The sequence below is a fragment of the Nocardia sp. NPDC051052 genome (assembly GCF_044456045.1).
Lineage (GTDB): Bacteria > Actinomycetota > Actinomycetes > Mycobacteriales > Mycobacteriaceae > Nocardia.
Map to the genome: position 1 here is coordinate 1,029,624 of NZ_JBITFL010000002.1, position 18,693 is coordinate 1,048,316.

The 18,693-nt window shown below is 66.6% G+C and carries 20 protein-coding genes; 6 read left to right on the forward strand and 14 right to left on the reverse strand.

Features of this window, described 5'->3' with window-relative positions; all coding sequences use genetic code 11:
* Positions 1-315: 315 nt before the first annotated feature.
* A complete protein-coding gene (locus tag ACIBCN_RS09855) occupies positions 316-1,572 on the reverse strand; it encodes an adenylosuccinate synthetase (protein ID WP_396991095.1) in 1,257 nt (418 codons plus the stop codon).
* Between the two features lie 125 nt (positions 1,573-1,697).
* Positions 1,698-2,645: a hypothetical protein gene (locus ACIBCN_RS09860; protein WP_396991096.1), complete on the reverse strand. Its 948-nt coding sequence runs from the start codon at positions 2,643-2,645 to the stop codon at positions 1,698-1,700.
* A 103-nt stretch (positions 2,646-2,748) separates the two neighbouring features.
* Between ACIBCN_RS09860 and ACIBCN_RS09865 the strand changes: the two genes are divergently transcribed.
* Positions 2,749-3,135 carry a RidA family protein gene (locus tag ACIBCN_RS09865; protein ID WP_396991097.1) on the forward strand — a complete coding sequence of 129 codons (387 nt, stop codon included), beginning with the start codon at positions 2,749-2,751 and terminating at the stop codon, positions 3,133-3,135.
* Positions 3,136-3,188: 53 nt separating this feature from the next.
* The gene (locus ACIBCN_RS09870) at positions 3,189-3,668 is read left to right on the forward strand and encodes a YbaK/EbsC family protein (protein ID WP_396991098.1); all 480 of its coding nucleotides are present in this window, start codon (positions 3,189-3,191) and stop codon (positions 3,666-3,668) included.
* Positions 3,669-3,683: 15 nt separating this feature from the next.
* On the opposite strand, the gene ACIBCN_RS09875 is transcribed toward ACIBCN_RS09870, so the two are convergent.
* Entirely contained in the window at positions 3,684-4,181 is a 498-nt protein-coding gene (locus tag ACIBCN_RS09875) for a winged helix-turn-helix transcriptional regulator (RefSeq protein WP_396991099.1), read from the reverse strand.
* 54 nt (positions 4,182-4,235) lie between these two features.
* Here ACIBCN_RS09875 and ACIBCN_RS09880 point away from each other — a divergent pair, with 54 nt between their 5' ends.
* Together ACIBCN_RS09880 and ACIBCN_RS09885 are read left to right on the forward strand one after the other, a co-directional pair.
* Positions 4,236-4,679 carry a nuclear transport factor 2 family protein gene (locus tag ACIBCN_RS09880; RefSeq protein ID WP_396991100.1) on the forward strand — a complete coding sequence of 148 codons (444 nt, stop codon included), beginning with the start codon at positions 4,236-4,238 and terminating at the stop codon, positions 4,677-4,679.
* A 9-nt stretch (positions 4,680-4,688) separates the two neighbouring features.
* Positions 4,689-5,042 carry an MmcQ/YjbR family DNA-binding protein gene (locus ACIBCN_RS09885; RefSeq protein ID WP_396991101.1) on the forward strand — a complete coding sequence of 118 codons (354 nt, stop codon included), beginning with the start codon at positions 4,689-4,691 and terminating at the stop codon, positions 5,040-5,042.
* A gap of 11 nt (positions 5,043-5,053) precedes the next feature.
* Here the strand turns inward: ACIBCN_RS09885 and ACIBCN_RS09890 are convergent, their stop codons facing one another.
* The 4 genes from ACIBCN_RS09890 to ACIBCN_RS09905 all read right to left on the reverse strand — a co-directional run bounded on the left by ACIBCN_RS09890 (position 5,054) and on the right by ACIBCN_RS09905 (position 9,240).
* Entirely contained in the window at positions 5,054-5,689 is a 636-nt protein-coding gene (locus ACIBCN_RS09890; protein ID WP_396991102.1) for a LysE family translocator, read from the reverse strand.
* A 116-nt stretch (positions 5,690-5,805) separates the two neighbouring features.
* Positions 5,806-7,395: an ABC-F family ATP-binding cassette domain-containing protein gene (locus ACIBCN_RS09895; protein WP_396991103.1), complete on the reverse strand. Its 1,590-nt coding sequence runs from the start codon at positions 7,393-7,395 to the stop codon at positions 5,806-5,808.
* Between the two features lie 189 nt (positions 7,396-7,584).
* A complete protein-coding gene (locus ACIBCN_RS09900; protein WP_396991104.1) occupies positions 7,585-8,187 on the reverse strand; it encodes a DUF4291 domain-containing protein in 603 nt (200 codons plus the stop codon).
* 75 nt (positions 8,188-8,262) lie between these two features.
* A complete protein-coding gene (locus tag ACIBCN_RS09905) occupies positions 8,263-9,240 on the reverse strand; it encodes an aldo/keto reductase (protein WP_396991184.1) in 978 nt (325 codons plus the stop codon).
* 246 nt (positions 9,241-9,486) lie between these two features.
* On the opposite strand from ACIBCN_RS09905, the gene ACIBCN_RS09910 reads away from it, so the two are divergent.
* Both ACIBCN_RS09910 and ACIBCN_RS09915 read left to right on the forward strand, forming a co-directional pair.
* Positions 9,487-10,128, forward strand: coding sequence for a putative glycolipid-binding domain-containing protein (locus ACIBCN_RS09910; protein ID WP_396991105.1), 642 nt, complete (start codon positions 9,487-9,489; stop codon positions 10,126-10,128).
* Between the two features lie 60 nt (positions 10,129-10,188).
* On the forward strand, positions 10,189-10,647 hold the full coding sequence (locus tag ACIBCN_RS09915) for a hypothetical protein (RefSeq protein ID WP_396991106.1): 459 nt from the start codon (positions 10,189-10,191) through the stop codon (positions 10,645-10,647).
* Positions 10,648-10,932: 285 nt separating this feature from the next.
* Here the strand turns inward: ACIBCN_RS09915 and ACIBCN_RS09920 are convergent, their stop codons facing one another.
* The 7 genes from ACIBCN_RS09920 to yajC all read right to left on the reverse strand — a co-directional run bounded on the left by ACIBCN_RS09920 (position 10,933) and on the right by yajC (position 18,473).
* Positions 10,933-11,382 (reverse strand): phage tail protein, encoded by a 450-nt coding sequence (locus ACIBCN_RS09920; RefSeq protein WP_396991107.1) that lies wholly within the window; start codon positions 11,380-11,382, stop codon positions 10,933-10,935.
* 183 nt (positions 11,383-11,565) lie between these two features.
* Positions 11,566-12,444, reverse strand: coding sequence for a GNAT family N-acetyltransferase (locus ACIBCN_RS09925; protein WP_396991108.1), 879 nt, complete (start codon positions 12,442-12,444; stop codon positions 11,566-11,568).
* A gap of 173 nt (positions 12,445-12,617) precedes the next feature.
* Positions 12,618-13,190, reverse strand: a complete 573-nt coding sequence (locus ACIBCN_RS09930; protein WP_396991109.1) for an adenine phosphoribosyltransferase — start codon at positions 13,188-13,190, stop codon at positions 12,618-12,620.
* A gap of 37 nt (positions 13,191-13,227) precedes the next feature.
* On the reverse strand, positions 13,228-14,949 hold the full coding sequence (locus ACIBCN_RS09935; protein WP_396991110.1) for an ABC transporter substrate-binding protein: 1,722 nt from the start codon (positions 14,947-14,949) through the stop codon (positions 13,228-13,230).
* 16 nt (positions 14,950-14,965) lie between these two features.
* Complete coding sequence (gene secF, locus ACIBCN_RS09940) at positions 14,966-16,189, reverse strand: protein translocase subunit SecF (RefSeq protein WP_396991111.1); 1,224 nt, start codon at positions 16,187-16,189, stop codon at positions 14,966-14,968.
* A gap of 5 nt (positions 16,190-16,194) precedes the next feature.
* On the reverse strand, positions 16,195-17,913 hold the full coding sequence (gene secD / locus ACIBCN_RS09945; protein WP_396991112.1) for a protein translocase subunit SecD: 1,719 nt from the start codon (positions 17,911-17,913) through the stop codon (positions 16,195-16,197).
* Positions 17,914-18,089: 176 nt separating this feature from the next.
* Entirely contained in the window at positions 18,090-18,473 is a 384-nt protein-coding gene (gene yajC, locus ACIBCN_RS09950) for a preprotein translocase subunit YajC (RefSeq protein WP_396991113.1), read from the reverse strand.
* Positions 18,474-18,693 lie beyond the last annotated feature (220 nt).

Sequence of the window (18,693 nt, forward strand, 5' to 3'; positions counted from 1 at the left end):
CCGTACAACTTCGTACGCGGCCGGCCCTTCGCCCCGACACACGAGCACCGCGCAACGAAGATCCGCACCCTCTCTCGGGACCCGCACTGACTCTGCGCCCGAATTGAGGGTGCGGGTCCCGAGAGAGGGTGCGTGAAGGCAACGCCTCGTCCCGACATTGACTCCGCCGCACCCGTTCGCGGGTAGTCGAGGTTGGTAAGCAGCGGTTTCGGCCGCCGACACGACCCCGCGAAGGCGGCTCGTCGGTATCACCGGAGGCCCGCGCGGTCTGTCGGGATCCGCACTTGTTGTGGGGCTCTGGCGGCGGGGTGGATCTCATGCGGCAGCGGATGTTGTGGTGGTTGGGGTGCGGTGGGTTCGGGTGGGGCCGTTCGAGGTCAGTATCACTGGGGTGCCGAGTTTCTGGGTCAGCCAGGGCACCACGTCGTCCGGCATCTCAGTGAGCATCGGGTGGGCGGTGGACAGCAGTTCGGTGAGGTGCTGCTGGTAAGCGAGGTCCTGCCAAACGCCCGGCTCCACGTCGTCGATCACACCGTTGTCGGTGGCGTATCCCGTTGTCGCGTAACGAGTTCCCGGGGTGTCCAGGTGGGTGAGGGCGAGGCCGTCGATGCCGCCGGAGACCGCGATGGCGTAGCGCAGCAGGATCGGGTCGAGGTGGCCCAGGCGGAATTCGCCCTGGTAGCGGCCGGTGGTGTTATGGGGTTCCGGGAAGTCGAGGGCGCGGTCCTCGGTGGGGAGCGGGCCTGCGCCATGGCGGGTCATGTAGGTGCGGGTGACGCCGAGAACGTAACCGGCGGCGCCGATTTCGGACAGCATGGCACGAGCGTTCCGTGGCTCCACGGTGGACCAGGTGGTGTGCGGATGGAAGCCGCGCCACTCGTCGAGGAGGACACCTTGGGCACCCTCGAAGACCAGTCGGCCGCGCCGGGCGAAGCCGGCGAGCTGTTCACCGCCGCCGATGCGGACGGCGGCGGCGAATTCCCGATACATGTCGACCAGGATGTCGATCGGCTCGTACCGGTGGTCACTCGGCGCGACCAGCTCGCCGTAGTGCGCGGCCAGCGCCTGAAGTTTGTCGCGAAGAACCCTGGGGCGCAAGCAGTCCGATACGGTCGGCGCGTCATGCGTCAACGCGTACGAGACGGTTTCGCCGATCCCCCGTCCGCACGAACCGTGCCGCGAGGAACCCCTCGCGTCCTCGCGGGCACGGTTGGCGGCGATGTGGATCGGCGTGGTGAGCAATGCCCGACCGTCGATGTGCAGCAGCGCCAACGGATCCAATACACCGAGAGCAGCCAACTGCCGCGCCTCCCCGGCCAGCGCGATCGGCTCGACCAGCACATGGTGCGACAGCAGCGTCGGCACACCCGAGAACGTGCCCGATCCGAACTGCGCGAACGTGTGATGCCGCCCGTCTGCGATCACGTTGTGCGCGGCCTGCGCACCTCCGTTGAATCGCACCACGGCCGAGACCCCGAGCCCCGCCTCCGCAGAGCATAACCAATCGACCGTCGCACCCTTCCCGGCATCGCCGAAACCCAGGTCGACCACCACAATGTGCGATCGAAACATGTTGCACTCCTCCCTATCTCACGAGCCGCACCGCCAGCCTGCGGTCGCCGCGATCGGGGCTCAACCACACCGATCGGCTGCGGCGTATCGGATGGCCGACGCCGCTCTGTCAGGCCTGGCACAGCTCAGCTACGCCCACTGGGCAACGCCCGCATCCGCGGCCCCTTGGCCGCCAACGCCTTACCGACCGACGCTGCCTCGGCCGCCGAACCCACATCACGGAGATCCGCGAGACCCGCGTCCACATCGACGCGTCCCTCCTCCAAACCGATTGTCAGCGCGATGAGTTCGCATACGGCAGCAGGGTCGTCGAGCTTCAGGAACCCTTGTCCGAGCAACCCACGCCAGTGGTCGGCGATCTCTGGATCGTCGTAGTAGCTCGACTGATTCGGCAGGATGTAGTAGATGTGCCAGCGCTCGGCGAGCTCGCGGTAGATGGATTCCACCGAAACATCGCGCCGCACACCGTCACCGATGACGCTGCGGATGTGCCGCGAGGCCAGCTTCGGCTTGTTCAGCTCGTCGCCGATCAGGAACAGGTAGCCCTTCTTGCCCCGCTTCTCCCACGCGTCGGTGACGATGTGGGTGGCCATGAAATATCCGGCCAGTTCATAACTTTCGGACTTCTGTCCACCACCGCCGCCTTCCAGCAGGATGGCGCGCAACTGCTCGTCCATCCGGTTGTCGGACTCGAACTGGCCCACCTGCAACGGAACTCGGTCGCAGTCGGCGTCGCCGATGGCGCCGAACAGGATCTGTGGGTCGTCCGCGTAGCCCTTGCGCCGCAACAGTCCGTGCAGCTTGCCGAGCTTGCGCTGCATGATCCGCGGCACCCGGCCCATCGAGCCGGTGACGTCGAACAACACCGCGATGGGCAGCGAATTTTCGTGGTCGGCCGAGTCGCGGCATTCGCGCGCGGCGACGCCGAAGGGGTCGAGGGTCGGGTGCGCCTGCCAGACCGCGTATGCCACAGAACGCATTTCGGCGGTGTATCCGAAGTCGTCGAGCCCCCGGCTGGCACGGAAGGTCTTGGCTGTCCGATAGGCGGTGTCGTCCCAGTTTCCGTATCCCATGTGATCACTTCCTCTCGTGAATCTAGTTTTAGTTTAAGCGACTAAAACTACGGCCGTCAAGGAATCACCTCGGTAAACGCCGTTCCCTGGCAAGATCGAGAGGGTGGATCTCCTAGCGCACAATCCGACCGAAGGTATCTACGCCGCCACCGACGACTACGTGCACGCCATGGAGGTCCGAGGCGCCCAACGACTGCTATTCGTTTCCGGCACAATGGGTCTCGATCCGGACGGCAAGCCCGCCGAGACCCTCACCGAACAACTCGAACTGATCTGGTCGAACCTGCGCGCCATCCTCGCCTCGGCCGACATGACCGTCGACAACATCGTCCGCCTCACCAGCTATCTGCGTGACGCCTCCGACGCCGAGGCGAACGCGGCTGCCAGGGTCGCGGCGCTGGGTGGCCGTGCCGTGCCGACCACCGCGATCGTGGCGCAGACCCTGGACAACGACTGGCTGGTCGAAATCGAGGTCGTCGCCGCGGGTTGAAAGCGGCGAAATTCGCGGGCTTCGAGCGGCGCCACCGGTTTAGGATCGCCGCCATGGACGACATCGCCCGGAAGCCGACCGTGCTCGCCGTCGAGTCCGCCCTGCGCGCGGCGGGCCTGACGCCGCGGGTGCGGGTACTACCGGCGACCGCGCCGACCGCGACCGCGGCGGCCGAACAGCTCGGCTGCTCCGTCGCCGCGATCGCCAACAGCCTGATTTTCGACGCAGAGGGGGCGCCGCTGCTGGTACTCACCAGCGGCGCGCACCGAGTGGATACCGGCAAGGTCGCCGCGTACCTCGGCATTGCCGAATTGTCGCGCGCCAGTGCTGAATTCGTCCGGGCACACACCGGCCAGGCCATCGGCGGCGTTGCCCCACTCGGTCACCCGGCGCCGATCCGGACATTGATCGACGAAACGCTGGCCGATCAACCGGAGATCTGGGCCGCTGCCGGACACCCGCACACCGTCTTCCTAACCACCTTCCAGGAATTGGTCGCGGCCACCGGCGCCGAGGCCGTCGCGGTCAACTGACGCAAACAGCGCCCGTCAGGTCGGCGCCAGGTGATCGCCGACGAGCATGGTCCCCGGACCGCGCTGCCCGCCCGGCCCCTGATGAAACCGCACGTTGTCCGCGGTCAGCGCCGACCCGCACTCCCGGCAAACCACCACGCCGACAGTGGCTTTGCCACAGTCGTCGTGCACGACCAACGCGGGCGGCCCCGCGTGCCCAGCAAGCCAGGTGTCGCCAAATGCCACGAGCATCGTCAGCACCGGATACAGATCGCGCCCCTTGTCGGTGAGCAGATACTCGTGCCGAACCGGATTCGACTGGTACACGCGGGTTTCCACGATCCCATGGGATTGCAACGCGTCCAGCCGCGCGGCGAGCACATTCGACGCGATGCCGAGATCGCGCCGGATGTCCTCGAACCGCGTCAACCCGACGAACAGGTCACGCAGGATCAGCGGGGTCCATCGCTCCCCGATCGCGTCCAGCGTGCGGGCGATCGAGCAGACGATGTCGGACAGAGCAGCCTTGGGCACCCGCTCATGATAGTCCATTGCTTTTTGCAAGTGACTACGGCTAGGTTCGGTGCCATGCATACGGCAACCGATGATGGGGCAACCGCGACCGATGCGGTGGCCACGTTCTGCGCGGCGACCAAAGCCGCCGATTTCGACGCATTGATGGACACGCTGGCCCCCGACGCCACACTGACGTCACCCCTGTCCGGACGATTGGTGTTCCGCGGCAAAGACGACCTGCGAATACTGCTGACCGCCGCCTACGGCGGGCTCTCCCACCTGCGCTGGACCGAACAGATCGGCGACGGCACCCGGCGCGTACTCCTGGCCGAGGCAGCCATCGGACCATTCCGGCTCACCGAAGCCCTCGTCCTCGAACTCGCCGACGACGGCCGCATCCGCAAGCTCAACCCGCACCTACGACCATGGCTCACCCTCACCGCCCTCGCGGTATGGCTCGCTCCCGGCCTGCTCAGGCACCCCGGGGTCATGCGAAGGGCGATGCGCGCGCCGTAGACTGCGCCCATGGACCCGTTGATGCGGATCCGCGCGATCTGCCTGGACCTACCGGAGTGCAGCGAACGGCTCAGCCACGGCTGCCCCACCTTTTTCGTGCGCGTGAAGACCTCGTTCGTCAAATACATCCCCGGCGGCTACAACGAACCGGGTCCCACCCTGTGGTGCCCCGCTCCGGAGGGCGTGCAGGCCGAGTTGGTGGACGCCGAACCCGACCGGTTCTTCATACCGCCGTACGTCGGCCACAGCGGTTGGATCGGCGTCCGCCTGGACATCGACCCCGACTGGCCCGAGTTCGCCGCGATCATCCACGACGCCTACCGCAAAGTGGCCCCGAAAAAGCTTGTGGCCGAACTGGACTGAATGACCAATGGTCAGCTGTTCCCGCTCAACGCCACACTCGCACCGACTCCGATGATCATCAGACCGCCGGTGCCGCCGATCGCCTCGAGCCGACGCGGTGAGCGCGCGAACCAGGTCCGCGCGGTGCCCGCCACCATGGCCCACGTGGTATCAGAAAGGAACTGGATGGCAAGGGCAATCGCGCCGAGCGTCAGGAACTGCGCGGGCAACGCACCGGCCTCCGGCGCCGCGAACTGCGGCAGGACGGCGGCGAAGAACACGATGGTCTTGGGATTGGTCGCGCCGACGATGAACCCTTGCCGGACCATGCGTCGCGTCGCGGGCTGAGCGTCGGCCGCTCGAAGCGCGAGGGCCAGACTCTTCCGCTCGCGAATCGCCATGACCCCCAGGTAGATCAGGTATCCCGCACCGAGGACCTTCACGATCGTCATCAGGATCGCGGACGCGGCGAGAATCGCACCGAGTCCCACGGCAACGCCGAGCACCGGGACCGCCGAACCCGCCATCGCGCCGAGCACCGACACGATCGCCGCACGACGACCATGCGCCAACGCGCGACCGATCGCGAACAGCACATTCGGACCGGGAATCACGATGATGACGAGCGCCGCGGCGGCGAACGCTGCGGCATGCGACAGGGGCACCATCCCCGCAGCGTATCGAATCGCACCGACAACCGCCGGGATCAAACGAGCCGCACACCCCCTGATCGGACACACGATGCATGCGGGAGATCAAGGGGCGTGCGGATTTTCGCAGACCATCAAGGGTCAACGGTCTCGCTCAGCCCGTCGGGGGTGAGCTCGACCCGCCTCGTCAGGCCGATGTCGTCGAGGAAGCGCGGGTCGTGACTGACCACGATCAGCGCGCCCTCGAAACTGGCCAGCGCCTGGGTGAGGTGCTCGAGGCTGGGCAGGTCGAGGTTGTTGGTCGGCTCGTCGAGCAGCAACAACTTCGGGGCCGGGTCGGCGAGCAGCAGCATGGCCAGTGCGGCCCTGAGCCGTTCGCCGCCGGACAGTGCCGAGGCCGCGACATCGGCGTCGGTGCCGCGAAACAGGAAGCGGGCCAATTGGGCTCGGATCTGTTCCGGCGACGCGTGTGGCGCCGTCGATGCCACGTTCTCGAATACCGACCGTTGCTCGTCGAAGATGTCGAGGCGTTGCGGCAGCATCCGCCACGGCACCTTCGGGTGCGCGGCCGAGATCCGTTTCAGCAGTGTGGTTTTGCCCACGCCGTTGCGCCCGGTCAAGGCGATCCGCTCCGGCCCGCTGACCCGCAGCGAAACCGTTGGCCCGCAGGCCAATTCGACCTCGTCCAGGTCGATAACGTCCTGGCCGGGGTAGAGCCGGGTATCGGGCAGATCGACACGGATCTCCCGATCGTCACGCAACAGCTCCTGTGCCTGCTGGAGTTGATCCTTGGCCGTGTCCAGCTTGCCGATGTGCTGATTGCGAAGCTTGCCCGCCGACACCTGCGCCTGCCGTTTGCGTTGCGCCATAATTATTTTCGGCTCTCGCTTGGTGTCCCACATCTTCTGCCCGTAGCGCTGCCTGCGGTCCAGCTTGATCCGCGTTTCGACGAGTTCGCGGGCCTGCTTGCGCACATCGCCGCGCGCGTCGCGGATCGCGGCCTTCGCCGCGACCTGCTCGGCTTCGATGATCCGCTCGTACTCGCTGAAATTTCCGCCGAACATGCGCAGCTCGCCCTGGCGCAGCTCCGCGATGGTGCCCATGCGCTCCAGCAGCTCACGGTCGTGACTGACCGTGACCACGGTGCCGGAGAATTGCGCGACCACCTCGTAAAGCCGTTCGCGGGCAAGCTGATCCAGGTTGTTCGTCGGCTCGTCCAGCAGCAGGATTTCCGGTTCGGCCAGCAGTTCGGCGACCAAGCCGAGCAGGGTCGTCTCGCCGCCGGAGAGGGTCTCCAGCCGGCGATCCAGCTGTTCGGCCGAGTCTGCGACGTAGTGCAGACCGAGCCGCCCGAGCAGGGCGATCGCTCGTTCCTCGACGTCCCAGCGAGGGCCGACGACGTCGAAGTCGGACGCCGCGGCGCCACCGGATTCAATGCGGTGCAAGGCTTTCCGGATTTCCGCGATGCCGAGCACCGCGTCGACCCGTTGTCCTGCGGCAAGACCGAGGTCTTGCCGCAGGTAGCCGAGATGACCGGGGATCGTGACCGAACCGCGGGCGGGAGTGAGCTCGCCGGCGATCAGCCGCAGCAGCGTGGATTTACCCGCGCCGTTGCTGCCGACCAGGCCGATGTGCCCCGGGCCGAGGCCGCCATCGAGCCCTTCGAACACAGGTGTGCCGTCCGGCCAGGCGAAGGTGAGATCGGAAAATGACAGAGTGGTCATGGTGACTCCAGAGGTTGCTACGGATACGCGGCACGCGACTGCGCACCGCCCGAGTGGCTACCTCATGAGATCAACGGCATGACTCCGATCAACGGCAATAAGACCCATCCAGATTAACCACACTTGCGCCGCCGATGCCAGTGATATTTGAATCACACCCGCTCACAGCCCCTTATCGAGGCCAGCGACCTACCCGGTGCCGATCACACCGGCGATCTCCGGGGTCAGCGGATAGGGCCGCTCGACCGGCAGCGCACGCGCGGCCGCCTCGAGTTTCCCGTCCGCCACCAGCCGCCCGATCTGCTGTGCCTGTCCGGTGACATCGCGAATACCCGTGATCCACCGGTCGACATACAGCCCCACTGCCGGGCCACCGAGCCCGACCTGCAGCGACCGATGCGCGAGCGGCCGGTGATGCAGGTCGCGCTCCGGATCCCATTGAATGCGAACGGGACTCGCCCGCAGTCGCGCCATCCACACCTGCCGGTCCGGATACATTTCCGGCACATAGTGACTCAGGCAGGACTGCCATAGCGCCCACTCGAAACCGGCGCGGGTGATGGACACCGCGAGCACCCGCTCCTGCCCCGGTTTGGTCGCCCACCCGCAGCGATACATCATCCAGAGAAACGAAGGCTTGATCCACGTCATCCGGTCCCGCTTGAACGGAACGACGAATGTTCCTGCGGCAACGGCCGCCTCGGCGATCTCCGCCGGGTATGCCTGATAGACAACCACGGTCGCCGTGTCGTAGTCAGCTCTGACCTGCCGCATCGGCGGCGCAACACTCACGCGGCAGATCCTTGCAGTCCGACCACCGAACGCCAACAGAATTCGCGCTATCGGGACGACGCTCCGGAATCCGGCTCAGCCGTTGGTGAACGTCAGGTTGGTCGCGTCGTAGCGGGTGCCCGCGATCTGCTCGCTCGGCGCGGCGGCCTCGATGGCGGCGAGGTCCTCGGCGGACAGCACGATGTCCAGCGCCGCGAGGTTCTCCTCCAGGTACTGCCGGCGCCGGGTCCCGGGGATCGGCACCACGTCCTCGCCCCGGTGCTGCACCCAGGCCAGGGCGAGCTGACCAGCGGTGACACCCTTCGCCGCGGCCAGCTCGTTCAGCTTCGCGACGATCGCCAAATTCCGTTCGAGGTTGCCGTCGGCGAAGCGCGGCTGGGTGCGCCGGACATCGTTGTCCGCCAAGTCCTCGACCGAGTTGTAGCGGCCGGTCAGGAAGCCGCGACCGAGCGGCGAGAACGGAACGAGGCCGATCCCGAGCTCACGGGCGACCGGGGCGATCTCCGCCTCCAAATCACGGCTCCACAGCGACCATTCGCTTTGCAGCGCGGTGATCGGGTGCACCGCGTGCGCCCGCCGAAGGGTGTGCGCGCTGGCCTCGGACAGGCCGAGGTGCCGGACCTTCCCGGCCTGCACCAGCTCGGCCATGGCGCCGACGGTCTCTTCGATCGGCACCTGCGGATCGACCCGATGCTGGTAGTAGAGGTCGATATGGTCGACTCCCAGCCTGCTCAGCGACGCGTCGCACGCCGCACGCACGTAAGCGGCGTCGCCGCGGATCTGCGTCGGCTCGCCGAGGCGGTTGGCGAAGCCGAACTTGGTGGCAAGCACCACCTCATCGCGACGCCCGGCGATGGCCCGGCCGATCAGCTCCTCGTTGTGCCCGAAGCCGTAGAAATCGGCCGAGTCCAGGAGGGTGACGCCGAGGTCGAGGGCGTGCCGCAGCGTCGCGATGGACTGCTCGTCGTCCGCGGCACCGTAACCGTGGCTCATTCCCATGCAGCCCAGGCCCTGTGCGGAGACCGTTAGTTCGCCGAGGTGCCGGGTGCGGATGTTGTTCATGGTGTGCCTCCTGATGTCTGAACTGGTCTGCGAGCAACGCTAAGAGTTGGAGTGCACTCCATGTCAAGCGCAGACCGATCGACCCTTACGGAGACACGATCGACTTGTCGCGGTGCCGCGACCGCATGGTCGGATCTCGGGACGTGCCAACATGTTTGCGCCGCGCACGGGTGCGCGATGAGCGGTGTGCCCGGCTTGTCACACCGAATCGGCTCGCGGACAATACGATCCTGTCGCATGATCAATAAGTCGGAAGTGCCGAAGGGACGTCAGGTCCTCTGGCAGGTCGAGGAGACCGCAGGTTTCGAATCGTCCTGGATCGACCTCGACAGCCTGCACCTGCACGCCGAAGGCCGATCCGTCGGCCAACTCCCCGAGCCGTACTGGGTGAGCTACACCCTGGACACCGACGAGCACGCCGTCACCGCGCGCCTGCAGGTCACCTGCGTCACCGCGACCGACCATCGCACCCTGGACCTGCGCCGCGACGGCGACACCTGGTCCGTCGACGGCGTCCCCCGCCCCGACCTCGCCGACGCCCGCGACTGCGACCTCGCCTGCTGCCCCCTGACCAACACCATGCCGATTATCCGCACCGGCCTACACCAACACCCCGGCACCGCCGATTTCCTGATGGCCTTCGTCGAGGTCCCCAGCCTGCGAGTAATCCCCTCCAAACAGACCTACACCCACCTCACCACCACCGAGAACGGAGCCCAAGTCCGCTACGCCGCAGGATCTTTCACCAGCGACCTACACATCGACCCCGAAGGCCTCGTCGTCGTCTACCCCACCCTCGGCCACCGCATCCCACCCACCACCACCGTCACCGACGGCGAACGCCAACGCGGCCCAGGCTCCGCCCGCCCCGGCGCCTGACCTACCCCCAGACCCGCTCTACTCGACCTCGAGGTTCTCGTAGATGACGACGATCGAGCTGTGACGACGAATTACGGTGGCGGCGTGTACGTTCCCTGCGCAACCTTTCGCCGTACTCCACTCGAGCGGTTCGACCAGGAACTGGCGTGGCACCGGGACGATCAATGGTTTTTCGCCGCCGGTGCTTGCCACATCCTCGCGTACGCATTTCTCGCGACCTACTCAGACCGATTCGCCGTAAAAGGGTTGTGGCCCAGCACCGAACCTGATCCCAGCCACGTCTATGTCTCTGACGGCAAATGGGCATTCGACCACTGCGGCTGGACCCTTGAACATGAGCTGCTGACAGTCTCGCGCGCCGCCGAGCCTGCCGCGTGTTACGAAGCCCGGCAGATCATTTGGCAAATCGACGAACTCTGCGCGCGGCACTGGCACCGCACACGTGCCGAGTACCTGCATGATCCTTGGCCACGAGCGTGCGCCTACATTGCTCAGTTCTCCGACCCTCGCACCGGTTAACTCGCCCAGCCGCGGGCGGTCCAGCCATCTGTCCCCGGTCACACACCCCGAAGAGCTAACCACCGCCATCAACAAGGCACTGAACGCCTGAAAGTCGCCGCCGGTTCTTCGGCCTCGAGCAGCCCTCGATCGAGGGGGTACTGGTGTTAGCATCGCGCGAGAGCCGGAGAACACCAGTTCCCCCTCGACGGACGGCACCCGACTTTCGACGCACCGTTGGCGTCGACGAACGGCGAACGCCAACGCGGCCAGGCTCCGGCGCCTGACCTACCCCCCGCCCGCGCGCTACTCGACCCCGAGGTTCTCGTAGGTGACTACCAACTTTTCGGTGAGCACGCTGGTGGCTCCTGCCGCACCGACCTCGAGCGACTTCTGCCGCATGTTGGTCAGCTGGTACTTCCGGACGACCTGCCCGTCGTTGTCGTAGACGACGACCGCCCCATTCTTGCGTGCGGCCTCCGTGTCACCGAAACGACTGTCCCTGACCCATTTTTCGAAGCTGCTGCCATCGGCAACACCGCGTATCAAAGTGCGTATCAAAGTGACCTCACCCGCTTTAGGGCGGCCCGGCAACTTTTTGACGATGTACTTGCCGTGCGATGTGTTCTGCTTCAGCTCGATCACATCCTGTCCCAGCGCAAGCCCGGACACCTCGGTAATCCCGTTGATCACAACACCATCGATCTCCAGCCCGAATGAGTGGACAACCGATGTATCGAAGTCCGAAAGCGCCACGATGCCCCACCTCGTTTCCGTGATTCTCGGATGACTCAGTAAGAGTGATCCCACCAACAGGATCGGTCATGCGTAAGCGGCTACTCGATTCACGGCTCTGTCGCCGCGCGCTACCTATCGACGCACCGTTCTCGAACTACTTGCGCCGGACTGCGAACGCCACCGCGGTCCGGTCCGGCGTGTTCAGAGGAACTGTCCACTCGCCAGGTACGGCGCGGGCGTCGGCATGCCGCGGACGGCGAGGTATCCCTCTTGGCCGATATCGAGCCCCGCGGCCAAACTGACATCCACCGCCCATTCGTTGGCGATGGTGATGCAGTTGACGAGGGTGTCTTCCTGCGCGGCGGCCAGCGCTTCCCAGAGCAGGTCTGCCGCGGTTCGGCGATCAGCGGCGGCCAGGAGATGCGGACGTCCTCGATCGTCGATGTACACATATCCCGGCTTGTCCTTGACGCGGGACACGACCAAGCGGTGATTGTTCAACAGATACTGATGGTCCGATCCGTGTCCGGCCCCACGAACCTGCTGGTCCAGTCGGTCCATCCAGTCGAAGTCGGCGGCCGACCCATCGGACAGTCCCGTCACCGTAGGAAGCGCTGAACGGTCGACTGTGCCGACCATCCGCATCTGCGGGTGCAGCGAGAACCCGGCCAGCCGGTACCGCCGGGTAGCCCCGGGATGCACGCTGGAGGAGAACATTCCCTGCCGATCCCCGGCATGGGTCAGCACGGCGTCGAGCAACCGCTTCCCGATGCCGTGCCCCTGCAAACCCGGCAGTACGCCGTAGGTTGCCAAGTACCACAGCCGATCTCGATTCTGCGAGATCGCGAATCCGACGATCCGCTCACCGTCGGCCGCCACCCAGCACCCTTGCGGGTCGGCGTCGAGCAAGTAGCGCATACGGTCGACCCACCGCTTGGCAGCCTTTTCCGATCGAGGTTCGGGCTCAGGCGCGTTGACGCGGCGATCACGCCGATCGCTGTCCAGGAACACCTCGTCGGAAGCGCGCTCAGCACTGGCCAAGTCATCCGCGCGCATCAACCTGACCGCTACACCATCCATCCGCCCACGATACGAACAACTCCGCGCGGAGTGAACTGAATATCCCTTGATAGAAGCCAAGTCTATTAAGGGATAGAGCATCAAACCTTAATGCTGGTGTGCATCATTCAAGGATCGCGAAGTTCAGCCGCATGTGCGCCTGGAGCGCCCCACGATGGCTTCCCTGACGAAAGTCAGATCTTGACGATCGAGGTCAGCGGGTAGTTGCCTTGGCGGTCGCGACCGTGGAGGAAGGTGAGTTCCAGGACTACCGCGGCGGCGATGACTTCGGCGCCCGCCTGGGTGAAGAGGTCGGCTGCGGCGGCCAGGGTGCCGCCGGTGGCGAGGACGTCGTCGAGGAGCAGGATGCGCTTGCCTGCGAGGGGTACGCCGTCGGCGGGGATCTCGAGGGCGGCGGTGCCGTATTCGAGCTGGTATTCGCGGGTGATGACCGGGGGCGGGAGTTTGCCCGCCTTGCGAACGGCGAGGACGCCGGTGCCGAGGCTGGCGGCGACGGCGGCACCGATCAGGAAGCCGCGGGCGTCGACGCCGGCGACGAGGTCGGCGTCGGGGCCGCAGGAGGCGAGGCAGTCGATGACGGTACGGAAGCCTTCGGCATCGGCGAAGACGGGCGTGAGGTCGGCGAAACGGACTCCGGGAGTGGGGAAGTCGTCGCGCCAGCGGGTGAGGCGCTCGACGGCTTCGGCGGCCCGGCCGGTCCGATCGGCGGCTAGCTCATCGGATTCGATCGCCGCGTGCTTACTCATCGACACCTCTCCATCATCACAACACCCACAGCACCTGTCACCTTTTCAGCACCCAGCGATCCATGTTCCAGCCGGATCCCGCTTGGTTGGGTGCGGCTATCCCGTTCTGCAAACCACCGCTGAACGCGATGGTGCGCGGCGTGGCGAACAGGGGGATGCTCGGCAACTCCGCCCACAGCAGGTTCTCGGCTTCGGTGAGCAGATTCAGCTGTGTGGTCGAGTTGTCGTCGGCCGCAAGCTGATCGGTGATCGCATCGTAACGGCCGTTACCGAATCGGCCGAAATTGAGCCCGCTACCGGTGCGCAACGCGCCCGTCGCCGCGACCCCGGACAGCGATCCGGCCGGACCCGGCGCGGCTGCGGTGCTCGCCAGGACAGCGTCGACTTTGCCCTCGGTGAGCTGGGACGGCGTGAAATCGGGCGCCCCGGCGTCGACGATGGTGATGCCCGCAGGCTTACAGGCCTCCGTGATCATCGCCACGGTCCGCGCACGGCGGTCATCAGGACGCAGATACCCGATACGGATGGTCGGATTGTTCGCCCGCGACGCCGCGACGGCCTGCGTCGCGCCCTGCACGTCGCCGCCGTTGAACTTGGCCGCCGCACCGATGATCGACGGGTAGAACAGCGAGTCCTGTTGCACGATATGCGCGTTCAGTGGTCCCGAGCCGAGCCCGTCCTTGGGCGCGTCCGGCATCTTGCCGAGCTTGTCGAACAGCGCCTGGCGCGGCGTGCACAAGGCCAGCGCCCTGCGCAGGTCGACCGAGCCGAGCACTCCCCCGGTGGCCAGCACCAGCTGTTCGGCGCCGCGCCCCGACACGTTCTGCACCCGGAACCCGTCCAGGTTCAGGTCTTTCACCGATCCGCTGCCGATATCGATGACGCCCATGGCGCTGTCACCGACCTTGGACTTCACGTCGATGTTCTTGGGCCACACCAGGATCCGACCGGTCGCGGGCTTGTTGCCCCACCACCGCTCGTTGGCGACCAGCACCAAACCGTCCTTGTCGCTGAAGGATTCGATTCGATACGGGCCGGACGACGGGAACCGGGTCAGGTCGAGGTTGCCGGAGCTGAAGTTCCAGCCGGTGTTCCAGAATTCGGCGATCCGGCCGAGCCCGCTCGGATCACCGGTTTGCAAGGCGGACACCACATTCGGCACGTTCGCCACCCGCGCCGCGACATGGGCGGGCATCAGCTCGCCCGCGGTGAACAGGTTGCGCCACGCCGAATAGTGCCGGTCCGGCCGGAACACCACGGTGGCGTCGCGCGAACCGGGCTGGCAGTCGACCCGCTCGATGTCGGCGTAGCCCGCGGTGCTCGCCGCATCGAACAGCGGAACCTGGCCTCGATCAACGGGTTTGGTGAATCGACCGCTGCGCGCGGCCCAGGCCAGCACCAGATCGTCACAGGAGGTCGGCACGCCGTCGGAGTACACACCGTCCGGGTTGAGCCGGTACTGGATGGTCTGTACGTCGCCGGGCACCTCCTTGGCGGTGCCGAAGTCGGTGTCGGCGACCTGCTGGCCGTCCGGGCCGGTGTAGAAGAACCCGGTGACCACCCGGCTGAACACCGCGGTCGATCCGGTGCTCGCGCCGAGGGTGCTTCCGCCGTTGTAGCTGGCGATGGTGGCGTCGACGGCATAGCCGATGGACGGCACCTGGTTCTTGCTGGAGCACCCGGCCGCCACCCCGGCGGCCAGGGTGCCCGCGGCCAACACCGCGATCAGGCGTACTGCTCGGCTACCTGGCTTTCGCATGAAACCCCTGCCTGTGTCAGTGCCGCCGCTTCTGCCGTTTTCCGCTGGGGCGCGCGCCCGGCCGGGGCGCCTGCCCCGGTTCCCTCGGCCTGCGCGGTTCGTCGTCGTAGGCGCGGCCGGTCGCGGCGGTCGCGCGGCGATCCGCCTCGACACCCGCACGCGCACTGGCGACTCCGGCGCGCCGGGCCTTGATCTTCTCGGTGTGCCTGGCGACCGGACCCCACCGCTCCTTGATCGACACCAGCAGCGGTGTCGCGAAGAAGATCGAGGAGTAGGTGCCGACCAGCAGACCGACCAGCTGGACCAGCGCCAGGTCCTTGAGCGTGCCGACGCCGAGCATCCAGACCGCGATCACCATCAGGCCGACGATCGGCAGGATGCCGATGAGGGCGGTGTTGATGGACCGCATGAAGGTCTGGTTCACCGCGAGGTTGGCCTGCTCGGCATAGGTGCGGCGGTTCAGATGCAGGATGCCCCTGGTGTTTTCCTCGACCTTGTCGAACACGACCACCGAGTCGTACAGCGAGAAGCCGAGGATGGTCAGGATGCCGATCACGGTCGCCGGGCTCACCTCGAAGCCGACGATCGAGTACACGCCCGCCGTGACGGTGACGTCGAACACCAGGGCGGCCAGCGCGGCGATCGCCATGTGCGGTTCGAAGCGGATGGCGATGTAGGCGGCGACCAGCACCAGGAACACCGCCAGCGCGATGAGCGCCTTCCGGGTGATCTGGCTACCCCAGGTCTCGCTGACGTCCGAGGCGCTGATCGCGGCGCGGCTCGGGTTGCCGTCCTTGCCCTTGGGCTGGAACTTGCTGAACAACGCATTGTTCAGCGTGTCGACCTGTTTCGAGTCCAGCGCCTCGGAGCGGATCAGGATGGTGGCGTTGCCGCCGCTGCCGACGGTCTGCACCGAGACCGGGTCGGAACCGATCGCGGAACGGTAGACCTCCTCGACCTGGCTGGTGCTCGCGCCCTGGGCCGGGAACTGGATCCGCGAGCCGCCCTCGAAGTCGATCCCGAAGTTGAAGCCGCGAACGATGATGCTGCCCAACGAGATCAGGATGATGGCGGCGGTGATCAGGTACCACGTCCGGCGCTTGCCGATGACGTCGATGGCGCCGGTGCCGGTGTAGAGCCGGTTGAAGAAGCCGTGCTTGGGCTGCTCGGTCACCGCGGCGAACACGTCCGTGGTCTCGGCCGGCTTCGGGGTGCGCGACGTGCTCGTGTGGTTCGTCATCTCGTTCACGCCTTCCCGAGTGCGGCCTCGGCCGCCTTCCGCTCGCGCGCGACCTGCTGGATCGCACCGAGCCCATTGACCGACGGCTTGGCCCAGTAGTTCGTGCGGGAGGCGAGCAACACCAGCGGCGAGGTCACCAGGAACACCACGACGACGTCGAGGATGGTGGTGAGACCGAGGGTGAACGCGAAGCCCTTCACCTGGCCGACGGCGAGGATGTAGAGCACCGCGGCGGCGATGAAGCTGACCGCGTTACCCGACAGAATCGTGCGGCGGGCGCGCTGCCAGCCGCGCGGCGCGGCCGAACGGAAGCTACGGCCCTCGCGCATTTCGTCCTTGATGCGTTCGAAGAACACCACGAACGAGTCGGCGGTCATACCGATACCGATGATCAGACCGGCGATGCCGGCGAGGTCGAGGGTGAACCCGATCCATCTACCGAGCAGCACCATGATGCCGTAGACCGCGAGACCTGAAGCCACCAGCGAGAATCCGGTGACGAACCCGAGCATGCGGTAGTAGGCCAGGCAGTAGAGCAGCACCACGGCCAGGCCGATCGCACCGGCGAGCAGGCCCGCCTTCAGCGAGGACAGCCCCAGCGTGGCCGACACCGTCTCGGCCTCGGAGGTCTGGAACGACAGCGGCAGCGAACCATACTTCAGCGTGTTCGCCAGTTCCTTGGCCGAGGACGCGGTGAAGTTACCCGAGATCTGGGTGCGGCCACCCTGCTGCGGTCCCTGCTGCACGGTCGGCGCGCTGACCACCTTGGTGTCGAGCACGAAGGCGACCCGCTTGTTGACGTATTCGCCGGTGAGCGTGGCCCACGCGTCGCTACCGCCGGACTTGAACTCGAGGTACACCTCGTGCCGCGCCTGCTGGGTGTTGAGGCCCGAGCTCGCGCTCTTGATCTCCTGGCCGTCGATCCGGCTCTTGTCGAGCAGCAGGATCTCCTGGCCGTCGGTGGAGCAGGCGACCAGCGGCAGGTTCGGATCGTCGTTGCCCTGCAACGGGTCCGGCTTGGTGCAGTCCAGCGTGGCCATCGCGGCCTGCTGGACGGTCGGGTCGGCGCTCTGCCGGATCTTCTTGGCGTCCTGCATGTCCTTGGTCGCCTGTTCCTGCGGGGTGAGGTTCGGATCCGCGGGCGGCTGCGTCGGCCCCTGCGCCGGGAACACTCGCTGCTGCGGGGCCGGCTCCACGGCCTCGCCGCCCGAGGCGGGCGCCCCGACCGACGGGGCGTTCGGGGCGGCCGGTGGTGCGTCGCCCGGCGGAGCGGGCGGTACCTCACCCGGCGCACCGGGCGGCGTCGCACCCGGTGCCGGTTGCTGCGCCTGGCCGCGCTGAGCGGCGGGCACGGCAGTCAGCACGGGGCGGATGTACAGCTTGGCGGTGGTCGCCAGCGCGCGCGCCTGCTGTCCGTCGTCGCCGGGCACCGTGATCACCAGGTTGTCGCCGTCGATGACGACCTCGGACCCGGCCACACCGAGGCCGTTGACCCGGTTCTCGATGATGTCCTGCGCCTTTTTCAGGCTGTCCTGGTTCGGCTTGCCGCCGTCCGGCGTTCGGGCGGTCAGCGTGACCCGGGTACCACCCTGGAGGTCGATGCCGAGCCGTGGTGTCGAGGATTTGTCACCGGTGAAGAACACCAGCGCATAGATCACGGCCAGCAGCGCGGCGTAAACGCCGAGCAACCGGAGCGGATGCGCCGATCCCTGGGAAGGTGGCACAGTACGTCATCTCCTAGGCGGGAAGTCGAGAATGGAACAGGCAGGCACACACCAGCGACGCCGGGTGCGGACAGTAGTGGCGTAAGCGACGGGGCCCGCGGATCGGACGCCGCCGCGGCTTCGGCCAACAGGCCATGGTCGCGGCGGCATCCGGCGCGCGGGCACGCCGAAGGACATCAGTCCTTGGTCAGCCGGGTCTCGGTCTGCGCGGCGGATTCCTCGACAGCGTCGGCCACGTGCGCGCCGTTGGTGTCGGCAGCGGCCGAGTCGACCTCGATCGTGTCGGCGTCGTCGGCAACCGGCTCGGTCTCGACGCGCACCTCGCGGATGGCCGCGCGCAGCCACGTCGTGACGACGTCCTCGGCGATCTCGAGATCAACCGTGGTGTCGTCGAGATCGACGACGGTGCCGTACAGCCCCGACGTGGTGATCACCTGGTCGCCCGCCTTGAGGGTGTCCTGCATGTCCGTGACCTTGGCGGCTTCCCGCTTCTGGCGGCGAACGCCGAGGAACATCGGCACGAGCAGGGCTACCAGCAGCAGCGGAAACAGAAGTTCCATCGTCGAAGTCAGTCCCTAGTCTTGTGGGTGGGATAGGTATGTACCCAGACAGTCTGCCAGTTCATGTCTCCGCCGCCACACCGGCACACCTGCTGGGGAGCGCCGGTGTGCCGATCGGCCATATCGCACGGCGAATCCGCGGCCACCACCGGAGCCAGAATAGCCCGGTCGGTTTGCCCGGAAATTCTCCGGCGCGAAACCGGTCCGCAACGAATTCTGT

Bases quoted from the DNA above. Each gene is read 5' to 3' on its own strand.
- ACIBCN_RS09895 (WP_396991103.1), bottom strand. From the start codon at position 7,395: ATGACCACTCTGTCATTTTCCGATCTCACCTTCGCCTGGCCGGACGGC.
- ACIBCN_RS09925 (WP_396991108.1), bottom strand. From the start codon at position 12,444: ATGGATGGTGTAGCGGTCAGGTTGATGCGCGCGGATGACTTGGCCAGT.
- ACIBCN_RS09855 (WP_396991095.1), bottom strand. From the start codon at position 1,572: ATGTTTCGATCGCACATTGTGGTGGTCGACCTGGGTTTCGGCGATGCC.
- ACIBCN_RS09885 (WP_396991101.1), top strand. From the start codon at position 4,689: ATGGACCCGTTGATGCGGATCCGCGCGATCTGCCTGGACCTACCGGAG.
- yajC (WP_396991113.1), bottom strand. From the start codon at position 18,473: ATGGAACTTCTGTTTCCGCTGCTGCTGGTAGCCCTGCTCGTGCCGATG.
- secF (WP_396991111.1), bottom strand. From the start codon at position 16,189: ATGACGAACCACACGAGCACGTCGCGCACCCCGAAGCCGGCCGAGACC.
- ACIBCN_RS09910 (WP_396991105.1), top strand. From the start codon at position 9,487: ATGATCAATAAGTCGGAAGTGCCGAAGGGACGTCAGGTCCTCTGGCAG.
- ACIBCN_RS09870 (WP_396991098.1), top strand. From the start codon at position 3,189: ATGGACGACATCGCCCGGAAGCCGACCGTGCTCGCCGTCGAGTCCGCC.
- ACIBCN_RS09880 (WP_396991100.1), top strand. From the start codon at position 4,236: ATGCATACGGCAACCGATGATGGGGCAACCGCGACCGATGCGGTGGCC.
- ACIBCN_RS09935 (WP_396991110.1), bottom strand. From the start codon at position 14,949: ATGCGAAAGCCAGGTAGCCGAGCAGTACGCCTGATCGCGGTGTTGGCC.
- ACIBCN_RS09860 (WP_396991096.1), bottom strand. From the start codon at position 2,645: ATGGGATACGGAAACTGGGACGACACCGCCTATCGGACAGCCAAGACC.
- ACIBCN_RS09930 (WP_396991109.1), bottom strand. From the start codon at position 13,190: ATGAGTAAGCACGCGGCGATCGAATCCGATGAGCTAGCCGCCGATCGG.
- ACIBCN_RS09890 (WP_396991102.1), bottom strand. From the start codon at position 5,689: ATGGTGCCCCTGTCGCATGCCGCAGCGTTCGCCGCCGCGGCGCTCGTC.